Source organism: Streptomyces sp. NPDC089919 (assembly GCF_040684615.1).
In the GTDB taxonomy this organism is placed as follows: Bacteria; Actinomycetota; Actinomycetes; order Streptomycetales; family Streptomycetaceae; genus Streptomyces.
Map to the genome: position 1 here is coordinate 20691 of NZ_JBFBGK010000045.1, position 17034 is coordinate 37724.

Sequence of the window (17034 nt, forward strand, 5' to 3'; positions counted from 1 at the left end):
GCCTGCGCCCGGGTGAGACACGGCTCACCCGGGCCGGGGTCAGTGCGCGGGGCTCACTCCCAGTCGTCCCACGGCGGCTCGCTGTCGTCGAAGTCGAACGGCGGCTCGTCCTCCTGCGGGGCGGCGGGGGCGGCGGCCTTCGCCGGGCGGGCGGGCGCCGGCTCCTTCGCGGGCCGGGCCGCGGGGACGGCCGCGGCCGCCGGCTCCGCCGGGGTCCCGGCCTCCGCCCCGGCCGCCGGGGCGTCGCCCGCGTGCTCGCCCAGGGCCTCCAGGACGCCCTCGGCGTACTTGGCGAGCTTGGCCTCGCCGACCCCGCCGATCTCGCCCAGCTCCGCGACCGTGGCCGGCAGCCGGGTCGCGATCTCCCGGAGGGTGGCGTCGTGGAAGACGACGTACGCCGGCACGCCCTGCTCGCGCGCGGTCGCGGCCCGCCAGGCGCGCAGCGCCTCGAAGACCGGGACGGCCGCGGCCGGCAGGTCCGCCGGCACCCGGGCCGCCCGGCCCGACTTCCCGCCGGACTCCTTGCGGGCGCTGCGGGCCGGGGCCTTCTCCTTGCGCATCTGGACGGTGCGCCGGCCGCCCAGCACCTCGCCGCTGTCGTCCGTCAGGACCAGCGTGCCGTACTCGCCCTCGACCGTGAGCAGCCGCTGCGCCAGCAGCTGCCGGACCGCCCCGCGCCACTCACCGGCCCCGAGGTCGGCGCCGACGCCGAAGACGGAGAGCTGGTCGTGGTCGAACTGGATGACCTTCGCGGTCTTCTTGCCCTGGAGGATGTCGATGATCTGGCCGGCGCCGAACTTCTGCCGGCGCTCCTTGGCCAGCCGCCAGACCGTGGAGAGCAGCTTCTGCGCCGCGACGGTGCCGTCCCAGGACTCGGCCGGCGTCAGGCAGGTGTCGCAGTTGCCGCAGGGCTCGCCGGACTGGCCGAAGTAGGCGAGCAGCCGCACCCGGCGGCAGTCGACCGTCTCGCAGAGCGCGAGCATCGCGTCCAGGTGGACGGCCAGCGAGCGGCGGTGCTGCTCGTCGCCCTCGGAACCGTCGATGAGCTTGCGCTGCTGGACCACGTCCTGGAGGCCGTACGCCAGCCAGGCGGTGGCCGGCTCCCCGTCGCGGCCGGCGCGGCCGGTCTCCTGGTAGTAGCCCTCGACGGACTTCGGGAGGTCCAGGTGGGCCACGAAGCGGACGTCGGGCTTGTCGATGCCCATACCGAAGGCGATGGTGGCCACCACCACCACGCCGTCCTCGCGCAGGAAGCGCGACTGGTTGGCCGCGCGGGCCCGGGCGTCCATGCCGGCGTGGTACGGCACGGCGTCGATGCCCTGCTCCACCAGGAAGGCGGCGGTCTTCTCCACGGAGGAGCGGGAGAGGCAGTAGACGACGCCCGCGTCGCCGGGGTGCTCGGTGCGGATCAGCTCCAGCAGCTGCTTCTGGGCGTTGTCCTTGGGGACGATCCGGTACTGGATGTTGGGCCGGTCGAAGCTGGCGACGAAGTGCTTGGCCTCCCCGAGGCCGAGCCGGGTGGCGATCTCGGCGTGGGTGGCCTCGGTGGCCGTCGCGGTCAGCGCGATCCGCGGCACCTTCGGCCAGCGCTCGTGCAGCATCGACAGGGCGAGGTAGTCGGGCCGGAAGTCGTGGCCCCACTGGGCGACGCAGTGCGCCTCGTCGATGGCGAAGAGCGAGACCTCGCCGCGGTCCAGCAGCCGCTGGGTGCCCTCGGTGCGCAGCCGCTCGGGCGCCAGGTAGAGCAGGTCCAGCTCGCCGGCGAGGAACGCCTGCTCGACGGCCTGCCGCTCGTAGACGTCCTGGGTGGAGTTGAGGAAGCCGGCCCGGACCCCGAGGGCGGTGAGCGCGTCCACCTGGTCCTGCATGAGCGCGATCAGCGGCGAGACCACCACGCCAGTCCCCGCTCTGACCAGCGCCGGGATCTGGTAGCAGAGGGATTTGCCGCCGCCGGTGGGCATCAGCACGAGCGCGTCGCCGCCACCGACGACCTGCTCGATGATCTCCTCCTGCTCGCCGCGGAAGGAGCTGTAACCGAAGACGCGGTGGAGCACCTGGAGGGCGTCGGAGATCTCGGGGGAAGGGTCGGGAAGAGCCATCCGAGAAGCCTAGCGACCCGCGGTGACACTCATGACGGACTCGGGCACACCGACCCCGAAGCCAGATGCGCAGAAGCAAGGCACATTAAGCCCTGAGCCGAGCATCTGCCAGATTATTGTCGAATCAACGTCGCGGATGCAGGATAAGAGCCGACGGTGACGCATGATCCCTGCTGACGAGGCGAGGTAGGCCCCCATGACCACACGCACCCAGGACGGCAGCGCAGGCGACGTCGACTACGGGCACATCGGCTCCGGGTACTCCTCCTACCGGCGCCCGGACGAGCGGATCGCGCGGGTGATCGCCCAGGCCCTGGGGGGCGCACGGACCGTGCTGAACGTCGGCGCGGGCGCGGGTTCGTACGAGAGCGCGGCGCGGGCGGTCACGGCCGTCGAGCCCTCCGAGGCGATGCGGTCCCAGCGGCCGGCCCAGCTGGTCCGCGCGATCGACGCGGTGGCCGAGGACCTGCCGTTCACCGACGGGGAGTTCGACGCGGCGATGACGCTGTTCAGCGTCCACCAGTGGTCGGACGTCCGGGCCGGGCTGCGCGAGCTGCGGCGGGTGACCCGCGGGCCGGTGGTGATCCTGACCTGCGACCCCACCCTGGTGCGGGACTTCTGGCTGCACCGGTACGCGCCCGAGGTGCTGGACACCGAGGCGCGGCGGTACCCCGCGCTGGAGGAGCTGGCCGGCGCGCTGGGCGGCACCGGCACCATCGAGACCGTGCCGATCCCGCTGGACTGCACGGACGGCTTCAACGAGGCGTACTACGGGCGGCCGGAGCTGCTGCTCGAACCGGCGGCCCGGCAGGCCTGCTCGGCCTGGAGCTTCGTCGACGACCGCTGCCGGGAGCACTTCGACCGGACCCTGCGCCGGGACCTGCGCTCCGGCGCCTGGGACGCGGAGTTCGGCCACCTGCGGACCCAGCCTTCGTACGACGGCTCCCTGGTGATCGTCCGCGCCGTCCCGTAGCCCGCCGGGGCGATGCGGCGCCTCACGCAAAGGCAAACCATTCGGGGCGATAAAGCTTGCAAACACGACCCACTATGGCGCAATCACCTCTTGGATGATTCACTGTGGCCACACGGGCCGCACCGGCCCGATTCCGTGTCCGGATCCAGTCGCCCCCTCGGGGCCGCGGTTGGTTGACTGGCACACAGACCGGTCCCGCGGCGGCCGAGCGGCTCTCGCCGCCACGGGAAGCGACCGGCACCAGGCCCCCCGCGCACCGATCGCGGTGTTCGGTACGCGGGGGCCCGGAACCCTCCCGCATCCGCCGCGCCCGCGCGCCTCCGGCACCGCCGGGCCACCGGGGCCGTCCCACCGATGGAGACGCCCTGGCATATGCGGCGGCTCATGGCGCATTCTGGCGTAGGTGCCATGCCAGATGGCGCGTCCAGCTCGAATGTGAGGAGTGCCCATGGCCGTCCTCGTGCTACCGCACACCCCCACCGGCACCCCCGCCGCCGTCCGCCACCCCCTCGCCGCCGCCGGCCTGTCCCTCATCGACGGCCCGGAGCCGCCCGCCGACCTCCGCGGGGTGACCGGGGTGATCGTCCTGGACGGCCCCGCGGCCGCGGCCGCCGAGGACGACCGCGCCGCAGCGGCGCTCACCCTGGTCCGCGAGGCGCTGGCCGCCGAGGTCCCGCTGCTCGCCCTGGGCGCCGCGGCCCACCGGCTGGTCGCCACCGCCGGCCGCGCCACCGCCGGCACCGCCGCGGCCCCGGTGGACGGCCAGGACCCCGGCGTGGACACCCACGGCCTCCTCACGCGGTTCGCCGCCACCGTCGCCGCCCGCGCCGAGCACACCACCACCCGCGCCTTCTTCACCCGCCGCGCCGACTCCTGGGAAGAGCGCTTCGCCCACCAGACCCCCGCCTACGAGGCCGCCGTCGCCCGGATGCGGCTGGCGCCCGGCGCCCGGGCCGTGGACCTCGGCTGCGGTACCGGCCGGGCGATGCCCGCGCTGCGGGCCCGGACCGGGCCCGGCGGCCAGGTCCTCGGCATCGACGTCACCCCGGCCATGCTCACCGCCGCCGCCCGGCACGGCCGCAGCCGGCACGGCCACCTGATCGCCGCCGACTGCACCCGGCTGCCGCTTCCCCGCGGCGGTGTGGACGGCATCTTCTCGGCGGGCCTGGTCGACCACCTGCCCGATCCCGGCGCCGCACTGCGCGAATGGGCCCGGATCAGCGCCCCGGCGGGCGTCCTGCTCCTCTTCCACCCCTCGGGCCGCGCCGAGCGCGCCGCCCGGCACGGCCGCCCCCTGGACGCCGCCGACCTGCTCGCCGAGCCCAACCTCCGGCCCGCCCTGGCCGCGGCCGGCTGGCACCTGGACGAGTACGAGGACGCCCCGCACCACACCCTGGCCCGCGCCCTGCGCCGCTGACGCGCCTCCGGTCAGTACGTGTCCTCCGGGGGCCAGGCGGGCGGGTCGACGGAGGGGGACGCGGGGAGCGGCAGGCGGGCCAGGACCGGCGGGGTGGGCCGGGCCGCGCCGGCGGCCGGTTCGACGGTGATGCAGACGAGCGTGGCACCGGACACCGGGCCGGTCAGCCGGAGCTGCTGGGCGTCGCCCGAGCGGGGCAGCAGCCCGGCCGGGCGGTAGCGGCCGTCCGCCTCGCCGTACCAGAGCTGGTAGGCCTGCCGGGCGGGCAGCGGGGGCAGGTCGTGGGCCAGGAAGACGGCCGCGTCCTGGCGCTCGGAGACGGCGAGGGTGCCGGTGGCCCGGCCGGTCAGCGGCTCCGTGCTCACCCGCACGTCGGGCGCGGCCAGCACCTCCGCCACCCCGGCCGCGGCGGCCTGGGCCTGCCGGACCTCGGCCCGGGCCCGGTCCGCCTCCCGGTGCTGCCACACGCTCACCCCGCCGAGCCCGACCACGGCGACCAGGGCCGCCGCGAGGGCCGCCCCGGCCCACCGCCGCCGGGGGCGGGGCACAGCTCCCCGCTCCTCGCCCGGTCCCGGCTCCCCCGTTCCCCCCACGGCCGTCCCCGTTCCCGCGGCCTGCGGACCGGCCCCGACCGCGGGCCCGGGCCCCGGGGCGGCGGCGGGCCGCCGGTCCGCGGCGCGGGGCGCGGCCGTCTGCGGCGTCCGCGCGGCCTCCGCCCGTACCCGGGCGAGCAGGGCGGCCGGGGCCTCGCCGGGGGGCACGGCGCGCGCCAGGGCCACGGCGGTCGCCCGGAAGGCGGCGAGGTCCCGGTGGCAGGACGGACAGGAGGGCAGGTGGGCCTCGAAGGCCCGGCGCTCGGCCGGCGGCAGGGCGTCGAGCGCGTATGCGGCGGTCAGCGAGTGGACCGGGTCCTCGTCCATCACGGCGCTCCCACGCATTCCGCGAGCCGCCGCAGCGCCTGCCGCAGCCGGGCCTTGACCGTGCCGACCGGCTGGGCGAGGGCGTCGGCGACCTCGCGGTAGGTCAGCCCCTCGTAGTACGCCAGCAGCAGGCACTCCCGCTGCGGCGCGGTGAGCGCGCCCAGGCAGCGGCGGACCCGCTCCTGGTCCAGGTGCCGGCCGGCCTCCTCGGCGACCTCGTCGTACGGCGTCGACCAGTCCCGCAGCGCGGCGCGGCGCTCGCGGTCGCTGCGCGCCTGGGCGGACCGGACCCGGTCCACGGCCCGGCGGTGCGTCAGGGTCAGCACCCAGTTCAGGGCGCTCCCCCGGTCGGGCCGGAACCTCGGGGCGGTGCGCCACACCTCGACCAGCACCTCCTGCGCCACCTCCTCGGCCTGCGCGGGGTCCTTGACCACGGCGGTGGCCAGGCCCATGACCGGCCGTACCACCGCCTCGTAGACCTGCACGAAGGCCTCCCGGTCCCCGGCCGCCACCCGGCACACCAGCTCGTCCAGCGGCGCCGGCCGGCCGGGCGGACCGGCCGGCCGGTGCGCTGCTCCCTCGTGCGGTTGGCTCGGCGACACTGTCGGGGCCCCTCGGTCAGCTGGCGGCCGGTCTTCAGTCCCTTCCATGCCACCACCGGTCCGTCCCGCGCGCAGCCCGCGGCACGGAGGCCACCGGGGCCACCCCGCTCACCCGCGGCCGGCTACCACCGGCACGCCCAGTGGCCCTGGACCCAGACCCACTTCCAGTGGCCCGGCACCCAGACCTTCTTGCCGTGGCCGTCGTGGCCGTCGTCGTGCCGGTCGCTGCCCATCTGGCGCCCGGACTGCCACATGCCCTGGTCGTGGTGGCGGTGGTCGTCACCGTGGCCGCGCCACTCCCAGTGGCCCTTGATCCAGGTCTTCTGCCAGTGCCCCTGCTGCCAGCTGCACCGGTTGTGATGGTGGTGGTCGGTGACGGCCCGGGTGGCCGCGGTCGCGGGGGCGGCCGAGGCGACCGCCGTCCCCGCCAGCGTGCCGCCGCCGGCCAGCAGGGCCACGGTGGCGGCTCCCACGGCCAGTCGGCGGACCCGGAGACTCGTGTGCATGACGGCTCCCCTCTCGTTGCCGTACGGCGGCCGTCCGGCCGCTCACACCTGTGGTTCGTAGCGGCGGCCCCCGCGGATGCAGTCCGGCGCCCCTGCCTCGGCTTTTCGGACGTTCCGCCGAAACCCCCGGCGTACGACGGAGCGCCCGCCCCGGGAGGTGTCCGGGGCGGGCGCTCGGTCGTGCGGGTGGTGCGGCCGGGCGGCTAGACCGTGCCGGTGGGCGTGCTGGTGCCGGGGATGGTCCAGCGCTGGTCGGACGCGCCGTTGCAGTCCCAGATGATCAGCTGGGTGCCGTTGGTCATGTTCCCTTGGGGCGCCGAGACGCACCGCCCGGACTGCGGGTTGTACAGCGAGCCGTCGGGGCGCGGGACGAAACCCTGCGCCCCGGTGCCGTTGCAGGACCAGAGCTGGATCAGGGTGCCGTTCTCGGTGCCGCTCTGCTGGACGTCCAGGCACTTGCCGACGGCGCGCAGCGTGCCGTCACCGGGCAGGCTCCACTGCTGCGCGGCGGAGCCGTTGCAGTCCCAGATCTGCACCTTGGTGCCGTCGTCGGTGGCGCCCTGGTTGACGTCCATGCACTTGTCCGGGTCCACGCCGTTGACGGCCTTGGCGGGCTTGGGCGTGGGGTCGGTGAGGGCGTCGATGGTGGTGATGGTGGCCGCCCAGTCGCCGGTGCCGATCATGGCGGGCAGGCCCGCGCCGGTGGCGGTCAGGGGCGCCAGCAGCAGGCAGCCGGTGGGGCAGGTCGTGGTGGCCGAGAGGCCCGCGTCGTCCGCGTAGTGGACCGGGGTGGCGTCACCCGCGGTCGCCGCCCAGAGGTCCGGTCCCTCCTTGCCGCCGGTCGGGACGAACTGCCGGCTGCCGTCGGCGGCGGTGACCACCGAGCCGTGTAGGTTGCCCTGGCTGCTGAACATCGGGACCCGGTCGGGGCCCCAGCCGGAGGTGGCCAGGACGCTGCGCGCGCCGGGGGCGTAGCTGCCGGCGCCGGCGGGGCGGGTGCCGGGGTGGAAGAAGAGCCGGCCGTACTCGGGGTGCGCGGGGTCGGTGGTGCGGTTGCGGGCGATCAGGTCCCCGATGCCGTCGCCGTCCAGGTCGCCGGGCGAGGCCAGGTCGTACCCGGACCAGCCGGTGGCCCCGGCGGTGACCGGGACGAGCCGGCCCGCGGCGTCCTGGGCGAGCGGTCCGGTGCTGGTGCCGCTGTAGAGGACGAGCGCGTCCCCCTCGATCACCAGCAGGTCGTTGCCGATCCGCCCGTCGATGTTGCCGGTGGCGAGGATCTGCCGGGCGGAACTCCAGTCGGAGGTGGGGTGCTTGAGCTCGGTGCGCCGGTCGGCGATCGGGTTGCCGAGGCCGTCGTTGGGATAGACGTACAGCTGGGAGCCGAGCTTGACGAAGTAGTCCTCGTAGCCGTCCTTGGTCAGCCCGGCGGTGGCGGCGGCGAAGTCGCCGCGGTGGGTGATCAGTGCGCCGCGCCAGCCGCGCGCGCCGATGGTGCGGCGCCAGCTGAGGCTCCCGGTGCCGTCGCCCGGGTACAGGCCGAGGGTGTCGTCGGTGACGGCCGCCACCAGGTCGGCGTAGCCGTCGCCGTTCAGGTCGCCCGGCAGGTCGCCGTTGCGGGTGCCGGAGGGCGAGGCCACGAAACCGGGACCGGCGGCCTTGATCTCGGTGCCGCCGGAGGCGCCGTACGAGGTGATGTTGCCGGCCTTGTCGTACGCGGTGACGTAGAGCTGGTTGCTGGGCCACAGGGTGGGGACGACCTTGGCCGTGGCCTTGTTGTCCCAGCCGGCGTCGGCCCAGGTGCCGCCCGCGCAGCGGGTGTTGGAGGTGGGCAGCGGCTTGTTCAGCGAGTAGCAGAAGCCGGCCAGGCCGACGTTGTCCTCGGCGTACAGGGTGAGGGTGCGCTCGGTGCGGGCCGGCTTGTCGCCGCCGTCGGCGGCCGTGACGGTGAGCTGTCCCGGCGGGGTGCGGTCGACGCGGAAGCCGCAGGCGGGGCTGTAGGGCGAGTTGGTGTCGTTGTCGTGGGCGCCCACGGCCCAGCGGAAGAACTGCCCGTCGGCCAGCGAGTCGCGGGGGACCGTGGTCGTGGCCCAGCTTCCGCTGGAGACCCACTGGTCGGCGTTGTGGACGCCGGCGCCGCCTTCCATCCACAGGCCGAAGTGGGCCATCACACCGCCGTCGGCGTCGGAGACCTTCGCCGTCAGGGTGACGTCGTTGTTGCCGACGATGGGCCAGCTGGCGGGATCGTTGTCGATGCAGGGGATCTGCTTGGCGGTGGTGCTACCGGGCGACCAGGGGCCTTCGTAGGCGCCGTAGGCGTCCAGGGTCGGCGCGTGGTTGTAGACGACCTCGAGGTGCGGGTCGTTGTTGTACTTCTTCCACGAGTCGTGGTTGGTCTCGTAGTCACCGCGGCTGCGCAGGCCCAGGGTGACGTCGTTCCAGCCGCCCTCGTTGGCCAGCCGCTGGACGAGGTCCCGCAGCGGGCTCTCGTTGAAGTCCTCGCCGGCGGCGCCGCAGTTGGTACGGCCGTGCGCGAAGGTCTTGGTCTGGAGGGTCTGGAACCAGTAGGGCTGGTTGTTCCACGTGGTCCCGGTGCCGATGCCACCGGTGAGGCCCAGCTCGACCGGGGTCCCGGTGCAGGACCAGCTGTGCACGTTGAAGACGTTGAAGGTGGCCGAGAGGATCTGCGTGCCGCCCAGGCCGTTGACGTTCATCTGGAAGTAGCTGCGGGCGGTGCCGTAGCTCTTGGGCGACGGGTCGTCCTCGTAGCCGGTGCGGGCCAGGCCGTCATCGAAGTGGTTGCCCCACCAGTACGACGTGTTGGCGGCGTTGGCGTTGTTCTTCTGCTTGTACGCCACGGTCCAGTTGATGCGGCCGCCGCCGCCGAAGACGGGGTCGATCACCACGGGGTAGACGGTCTTCGCGCCGGTCAGCAGGGACTGGTCCGGGACCAGCCGGAGGGTGCCGCCCGAGACGCTGACGGGCATCCGGCGGGCGTCCGCGGGGGCCGGCGAGCCGGTGCCGGTGCCGGCGCCGGCGGCCGGGGACCCGGTACGGGCCGTGGCGGCCTGGGCGGCGCGCTGGGTGCGGGCGGAGTCCCACATGGTGGCGGGCGGGGCCTGGAAGACCGTGGTGCCGCGCCGGTCCTTGGCGGTGAGGCTGCCGTCCTTGGCCGTCCGGACGGTGACGCCGTCGGCCTTGAGGCCGTAACTGAGCTTCCTCAGCTTCGGGTTGGCCGCCGCCTTGCGGTTCTTGACGACCAGGTGGTGGGCGAAGCCCTCGACGTTGGCGACGATCTTCAGGTCGACGCCGGGCAGTACCTCCGGGTACAGCGCGGTGCTGCCGCTGACCCGCGGGACCGGCAACCGGCTCGGCCAGCTCAGGGAGAGGGACCTGCCGTCGCGGACCATGGTCGCGAGCGGACCCCCGCGGCCGCCCGAGAAGGTCATGGGGAAGGTGGTGGCGCGGGTCGCCAGGGTCCCGTCGGCCCGCCGCACGAGCCGTGCGTCCGGCGTCCGCCAGGCGCCGCCGACCTTGACCCGGACGGTCTTGACGTGCTGGCGCCAGGTGAAGGTGCCGTCGGGGTTGGCCAGCACCTCGGTGTGCTCGTCACGGCGCTCCGGGACCTCGACCGGGCGGCCGTTCCGGCGGGCCGCCGCCCGCGCCTTCAGATCGGCCGCCACGACACCGGCCGCCGGCCGCTGCGGCTTCGGCGGAACGTCCCGGTCCACCGCTCCGGCCTGCGGAGCGACCGCGGTCACCAGTCCGGCCGCGAGCGCCAGGCTCAGCGAGGCGGCGAGCGGCCGCCAGCGGTGTCCGACGGATTCCGTCGGGAGTATTCGGAGCTTCATGGCTCATTTCTTTCGTGGAAGCAGCGCATTCGGCGACGGAGGCGACGGTCAAATGGCGTGAATCGAGATGCACTTGAGGTGCGTTCGACATCATGCCGGGACACCCTGTAGGGAACCAAACATTCCGCCCTATTAGTGGTCCACACCTGCTATTACTCCCCTGTCCATCAGGGGTTTCGCCCCGGAATTCCGCTCAGACTTCGCCCCAGACGAGACAGGGGGAGAAGGCAGTGCGACACGAAAAATTCAAGCGATCCGGTGGAGGCCGGAAAGCCCCGGACGGAACGGGAGCCATTCGTTCCGGTATCACCCGCGGACGCGTGGTGACCGGGGGCCTGGTGGCCGGAACCATCCTGGCGACCCTGCTGCCGGCCGGCACCGGATATGCGGCCGTGGACTTCACGGTGCGTGCCACCCAGCGGACCGGCTCGGTCTCCGGAGGGCCGGTCCGGCCGGAGGCACCCTCACGGGTCACCGACACCGACCGGGCGCAGGCCCGGCCATCCCAGGGCGCGGTCCGCTGGCCGGCCGCCGGTGAGCGCGTGGTCGAGCTGGCCGGCGGGACGGCCGCGCAGCCGCGGGCCGCCGCGGGACTCCCGCTCGCGGTGGCCGCCCCGGCCCGCTCCGGCTCCGGCTCCGCCAAGGGGGCCCGGGCGGCCGTCGCGGCGCCGGCCAAGGTCCGGCTGCGGACGGCCGACCGGAAGACCACGGCGAGGGCCGGGGTGGCGGGAGTCCTGCTGGGCGTCGGCCGGGCCGACGGGCAGGGCGCCGCCGGCGCAGTGTCGCTGCGGGTGGACTACCGGGGGTTCCGTGGCGCGTACGGCGCCGACTGGGCCTCCCGGCTGCGCCTGGTACAGCTCCCGGCCTGTGCGCTGACCACGCCGGAGAAGCCCGCCTGCAAGACCGGCAGGCCCCTGCCCACCCGCAACGACGTCCGGACCGGCACGCTCACCGCGGACGTCCCGCTGGCCGCTGCCGCGAAGCCGGGCCCCGGGGTCCCCGCGGCCCGGTCCGCCGCTCCCGCCGCCCTGACCGCGGTCGCCGCGACCGCTGCCCCCTCCGGCGGCAACGGCGACTTCACCGCCACCTCGCTCGCCCCGTCCGGAAGTTGGGCGGCCGGTGGCAACGAGGGCGGCTTCGGCTGGCAGTACCCGCTCCAGCTGCCGCCGGTACCGGGCACCCTGATCCCGAAGCTGGCCCTGGGCTACTCCTCGTCCGCGATCGACGGGCGGACCGCCTCGAGCAACAACCAGTCCTCCTGGATCGGCGACGGCTGGTCGATGGAGACCGGCTTCATCGAGCGGCGCTACATGTCCTGCTCCGACGACAACGGCCCGGGCAGCAACGCGCCGGCCGCCTCGGGCGACCTGTGCTGGCGCTCCGACAATGCGGTCATGTCCCTCAACGGCAGCTCCACCCCGCTGGTCAAGGACCGCACCACGGGCGTCTGGAAGCCGGCCCGCGACGACGGCTCCCGCGTCGAGCACCTGACCGGCGGCGCCGACACCGCCAACGGGGACGACGACAACGAGTACTGGAAGGTCACCTCGGCCGACGGCACCCAGTTCTTCTTCGGCAAGCACCGGCTGCCCGGCTGGTCCGCCGGCAAGGCGGAGACCAACTCCACCTACACCGTCCCGGTGTTCGGCAACCACGCGGGCGAGCCCGGGCACGCGGCCGCCTTCGCCGACTCCTGGCGCAACCAGGCCTGGCGCTGGAACCTCGACTACGTCGTGGACCCGCACGGCAACGCGATGGCGTACTTCTACAACAAGGAGACCGGCGCCTACGCCCGCAACTCGGGCGGCGTCCAGTCCACGATGCCCAAGGCCGACAGCGCCTACGTGCGCGGCGGCCAGCTCGACCGCATCGAGTACGGGCACCGGGCCGGGCAGGTCTACGCCGCCCAGCCGGCCGCCAAGGTGGTCTTCGGCACCGCGTCCCGCTGCCTGGGCTCCGCCGCCGACTGCGCCTTCGACAAGGCGCACGCCGCCAACTGGCCGGACACCCCGGTCGACCAGGCCTGCACCCTCGGCGCCGACTGCCTCACCGGCTCCCCCACCTTCTTCTCCACCCGCCGGCTGACCACCGTCACCACCCAGGCCCTCAAGGACGGCGCCCCGGTGGACGTGGACACCTGGTCCCTCGCCCAGACCTTCCCGGGCACCGGTGACAGCGGCGGCGCGGCGCTGTGGCTGGACTCGATCGTGCGCACCGGCAAGGCCGGCGGCACCCTGGCCATGCCCGCGGTGACCTTCGGCGGCACCCTCATGCCCAACCGCGTGGACGCCGCCGAGGGCCGGCCGCCGCTGAACAAGTACCGCATCACCCGCGTGAGTTCGGAGACCGGCGGCGAGACCCTGGTCGACTACTCCGCCACCGAGTGCACCTACGGCGCCCCGCCCGCCCCCGAGTCCAACACCAAGCGCTGCTACCCGAACTGGTGGACGCCCAAGGGCGGCACCGAGCCGGTCAAGGACTGGTTCCACAAGTACGTGGTGACCAAGGTGACCGCCAACGACCTGGTGGCGGGCGCCACCTCGTCGGTGACCTCCTACGAGTACCTGGGCGGCGCGGGCTGGGCCCTGGAGGACGACGAGTTCGTCCCCGCCAAGCAGCGCACCTACAGCCAGTACCGCGGCTACGGCCGGGTGCGGACCCGCACCGGCACGGCCAACCGCACCCAGACCGAGACCGCCTACCTGCGCGGCTTCCCGGGCGCGGGCGTGCCCGACTCCTTCGGCGGCACCGTCACCGACGCCCCGCAGTACGCCGGCACCGAGATCGAGTCCCTGACCTACGACAAGGACGGCGGCGCGATCTCCTCGGCGGTCGAGCAGCGCCCCTGGTCCTCGGACGCCACCGCCGTGCAGGGCCGCGCCGGCACCGGCGACCTCAAGGCCTTCCGGGTCGGGGTCGGCAGCACCACCCACCGCACCCTGCTCTCCACCGGTGCCTGGCGGGACGTCCGCGAGACCAACGGCTACGACGCGTACGGCCGCAACACCACCGTCTCCGACGAGGGCGACCTCGCGGTCAGCGGCGACGAGCACTGCACCCGCACCGCCTACACGGCGCCGGACACCACCAACTGGCTGATGGAGTACCCGGCTTCGATCCAGCGGAGCTCCGCCCTGTGCACCACCGCCGCCGACCCGGGCAACATCACCGACGAGACCCGCACCACCTACGACGACGGCGCCTACGGGGCGGCTCCGGTCGCGGGCCGGTCCCTGGCCACCCGGATCGAGGACCTCGACCGGTTCGAGGGCGGCCAGCCGGTCTTCGTCACCACGGGCACCTCGGAGTACGACGCGGCCGGCCGGCTCACCCAGGTGACGGACGCGGCGGGGCGGCGCACCCGCACCGAGTACCTGCCGGCTGCGGGCGCCCAGGCCACCACGGTCCGCACCACCGACCCCAAGGGCTTCGTGACCACCGCCGAGACGGACGGCCTGCGCGGCCTCACCCTCAAGGCCACCGACGCCAACGGGCGCACCACGTACCAGGAGTACGACCCGCTGGGCCGGACGACCGCCGCCTGGCGGCCGGGCCGGGCCAAGAGCTCCCCCGCCGACGTGCTCTTCACGTACCAGGTGCGCCGGGACGCGCCGACCACCGTCACCTCCAGGACCCTGCTGGAACGCGGCGCGTACCGCACCGCGGTCACGCTGTACGACGGCCTGCTGCGCACCCGCCAGGTCCAGACCGAGGCACAGGGCGGCGGCCGGATCGTCAAGGACACCTTCTACGACGCCCAGGGCCGGGTGAACAAGGCGAACGGGGACTACTACGAGTCCGCAGCGCCCGGCACGGCCGTGCTGGCGGTGGCCGACAACCAGATCCCGGCGCAGACCCGCACCGAGTTCGACGGCCAGGGCCGCGCCACGGCCTCGGTGTTCTTCACCGAGGGCGCCGAGAAGTGGCGCTCGACCACCTCGTACGGCGGCAACTGGACGGCGGTGGTGCCCCCGCAGGGCGGCACGGCCACGCTGACGGTCGCCAACGCCCAGGGCAAGCCCCTCGAGGTGCGCCAGTACAAGGACGGCAACCCGCTCTACACCGCGGCGCCCGGCAGCTACGAGGCGCTGAAGTACACCTACGACAACAAGGAGCGCCTGACCGAGGTCGTGGACGCCGCGGGCAACGAGTACACCTCGGGCTACGACCTGCGCGGCCGTGAACTCACCTCGAAGGACCCGGACAAGGGCACCGTCACCAAGACGTACACCGTGGACGGCAAGCCGGCCACCAGCACCGACGCCCGCGGCCAGGTCCTGGCCTACGAGTACGACGAGCTCGGCCGGCCGTCGGTGCTCCGCAAGGGCGGCCCCACCGGCACCAAGCTCGCCGAGTGGAGCTACGACACCCTGCCCGGCGGCAAGGGCCTGCTGACCTCCTCGACCCGCTACGACGGCGGCAGCCCGTACACCACCTCCGTCAAGGGCTACGACTCCGCGGGCCGGGCCACCGGTTCGGTGGTCAGCATCCCCGCGGCCGAGGGCGCCCTCGCGGGCGAGTACGCCTTCGGCACCGAGTACACCCCGGACACCGGTCTGATCGCCTCGGCCAGCTTCCCGGCCGGCGGCGGACTGCCCGCCGAGACCGTGTACACCCAGTACACGCCCACCGGCCTGCCCTCCGCGGTGGACAACGGCGAGCAGGTCTACTCGCTCGGCAACGTCTACTCCCCCTTCGGCGAGACGCTGCAGACCGTCCTCGGCGACATCGGCGGCCGGACCGTCCAGACGTACACCTACGAGAAGGGCACCCGCCGCCTGGCCACCCTGACCAACGACCGGGAGGCGTCCGGCCCCCAGACCCTGGACGCCAAGAGCTACGGCTACGACCCGGCGGGCAACATCACCCGCATCCGGGACGAGCGCAACGACAAGTCGGTCCTGGACACCCAGTGCTTCCAGTACGACCACGCGCGGCGGCTCAGCGAGGCCTGGACCGCCACGGACGACTGCGCCGCCAAGCCCGGCGGGGGCACCCGGCCGGCCGTCGGCGGGGTGGACCCGTACTGGTACTCGTACTCCTTCGACGCGGCGGGCAACCGCACCGCCGAGGTGCAGCACGACCCGGCGGGCGACGCCGCCAAGGACGTCCGCCGCACCTCCGCCCACCCGGCCCCGGGCACGGCCCGGCCGCACGCCCTGACCTCGGTCGGCACCACCGGCCCGGGTGCGCGCACCGACTCCTTCGAGTACGACGCCACCGGCAACACCACCCGGCGCGTCACGGCCGCCGGCGACCAGGCGTTGACCTGGGACGCCGAGGGCCGGATGGAGTCCGCCACCACGGCCGGCCGGAAGAGCACGTTCGTGTACGACGCGGACGGCAAGCGGCTGCTGCGCCGGGACGCCGACGCGGTCACCCTCTACCTCGGCGGCGAAGAGCTCAAGCTCACCAAGGCCGACGGCAAGGTGACCGGCACCCGCTTCTACGTCCTGGGCAAGACCACCGCCGTCCGCTCCGCCGACGGCACGGTCACCTACCTGCTCCCCGACCACCAGGGCACGGACGAGGTCGCGGTGAACGCCTCGACCATGGCCTTCGTCCGGCGCGACCACGGCCCCTTCGGCACCGCGCGCGGCAGCCGGCCGGCGCCGGGCCAATGGGCGGGCGAGCACGGGTTCGTCGGCGGCACGGACGACGCCGCCACCGGACTCACCCACGTCGGCGCCCGCGAGTACGACGCGGCCAACGGCCGTTTCATCTCCGTCGACCCGGTGGTGGACCGCAGCAACCCGCAGCAGCTGGGCGGCTACGCGTACGCGGGCAACTCGCCGGTGACGGACAGCGACCCGAGCGGGACGTTCAGCCTCGCTCAGCTGCTGAACCCGATCAAGGCGCTGATCGACATGGCCAAGGCCATCGTCCAGACGGCGGTGGCGGTCGCGAAGGCCCGTGAGAAGCAGCACCAGTTGTCGTACCAGAAGGCCTTCGCCCAGATGTGGAGCAAGGGCCCGGAGGGCACGAAGTCCACGCAGTTCAACGTCGGTGCCGGGGAGGACCGGGGCATCATCATGATGCGGTTCTACATCCACACCGAGAAGGCGATGCAGCCGGTGCCCGGGGTGACGCGCTCGCTGCTGCTGGGCGACAACCGCGACTTCTCCACCGACCCCGACGCCTCCTACCGGATGGTGCTCTTCTGGGACACCGCGACCGGCGACTGCACCTTCTCGGTGGCCCCGTCGCACACCAACCCGTACACCTACTCGGTGGGCGGCCGCGCCAACACCAAGCGGCGCGAGATGACCGTTCCTTCGCGGATGCTGCCGGCCAACCCCATCAAGGAGAACGGCTATTCCGGTGACACGGCGGGCGGCAACAACGTCGTCAGCTGGCAGGACTCCTGGCACCGCACCACCTCGCCGGAGAAGCTCGACCTCGGCGTCTACGGCGTGCAGCCTCTGATCTCCGTGGGCGCGGTGGACAACGACGTGACCATCGCCGCGAACAGCAGCTCGGTCACGGTGACCCGCAAGGGCGACCCGTACCCGGACATGGAGGTGGTCCAGTACAAGCGGGGCGAGTTCCCGAAGGTGATCGCCCAGGACCGGATGGCCAGCGAGAACGGGCTGGACTCCCTGCCCTTCTGGCCGGGCAAGATCGACCGGTCCTGGACCGACGGGACCCGCACCAAGTAGTGCCGGTCCA

Annotated in this window: 8 protein-coding genes; 3 read left to right on the forward strand and 5 right to left on the reverse strand. The window is 73.9% G+C overall.

Annotated features, from left to right (window positions below; translation table 11 throughout):
• Positions 1-53 precede the first annotated feature (53 nt).
• The gene (gene recQ / locus AB0O40_RS19390; protein ID WP_365042745.1) at positions 54-2099 is read right to left on the reverse strand and encodes a DNA helicase RecQ; all 2046 of its coding nucleotides are present in this window, start codon (positions 2097-2099) and stop codon (positions 54-56) included.
• Between the two features lie 196 nt (positions 2100-2295).
• Here recQ and AB0O40_RS19395 point away from each other — a divergent pair, with 196 nt between their 5' ends.
• Together AB0O40_RS19395 and AB0O40_RS19400 are read left to right on the forward strand one after the other, a co-directional pair.
• Positions 2296-3072 (forward strand): class I SAM-dependent methyltransferase, encoded by a 777-nt coding sequence (locus AB0O40_RS19395; protein WP_365042748.1) that lies wholly within the window; start codon positions 2296-2298, stop codon positions 3070-3072.
• Positions 3073-3520: 448 nt separating this feature from the next.
• Entirely contained in the window at positions 3521-4489 is a 969-nt protein-coding gene (locus AB0O40_RS19400) for a methyltransferase domain-containing protein (RefSeq protein WP_365042750.1), read from the forward strand.
• An 11-nt stretch (positions 4490-4500) separates the two neighbouring features.
• Here AB0O40_RS19400 and AB0O40_RS19405 read toward each other — a convergent pair whose 3' ends face one another.
• From AB0O40_RS19405 to AB0O40_RS19420, 4 genes are all read right to left on the reverse strand, one after another.
• The gene (locus AB0O40_RS19405) at positions 4501-5409 is read right to left on the reverse strand and encodes an anti-sigma factor (protein WP_365042753.1); all 909 of its coding nucleotides are present in this window, start codon (positions 5407-5409) and stop codon (positions 4501-4503) included.
• The gene (sigK, locus tag AB0O40_RS19410; RefSeq protein WP_365042819.1) at positions 5409-5942 is read right to left on the reverse strand and encodes an ECF RNA polymerase sigma factor SigK; all 534 of its coding nucleotides are present in this window, start codon (positions 5940-5942) and stop codon (positions 5409-5411) included. Before sigK ends, AB0O40_RS19405 begins: the two co-directional genes overlap by 1 nt.
• A 191-nt stretch (positions 5943-6133) precedes the next feature.
• Positions 6134-6517, reverse strand: a complete 384-nt coding sequence (locus AB0O40_RS19415) for a hypothetical protein (protein ID WP_365042756.1) — start codon at positions 6515-6517, stop codon at positions 6134-6136.
• 203 nt (positions 6518-6720) lie between these two features.
• On the reverse strand, positions 6721-10365 hold the full coding sequence (locus AB0O40_RS19420) for a ricin-type beta-trefoil lectin domain protein (RefSeq protein WP_365042759.1): 3645 nt from the start codon (positions 10363-10365) through the stop codon (positions 6721-6723).
• 338 nt (positions 10366-10703) lie between these two features.
• On the opposite strand from AB0O40_RS19420, the gene AB0O40_RS19425 reads away from it, so the two are divergent.
• Positions 10704-17024, forward strand: coding sequence for an RHS repeat-associated core domain-containing protein (locus AB0O40_RS19425; RefSeq protein ID WP_365042762.1), 6321 nt, complete (start codon positions 10704-10706; stop codon positions 17022-17024).
• Positions 17025-17034: the final 10 nt, after the last annotated feature.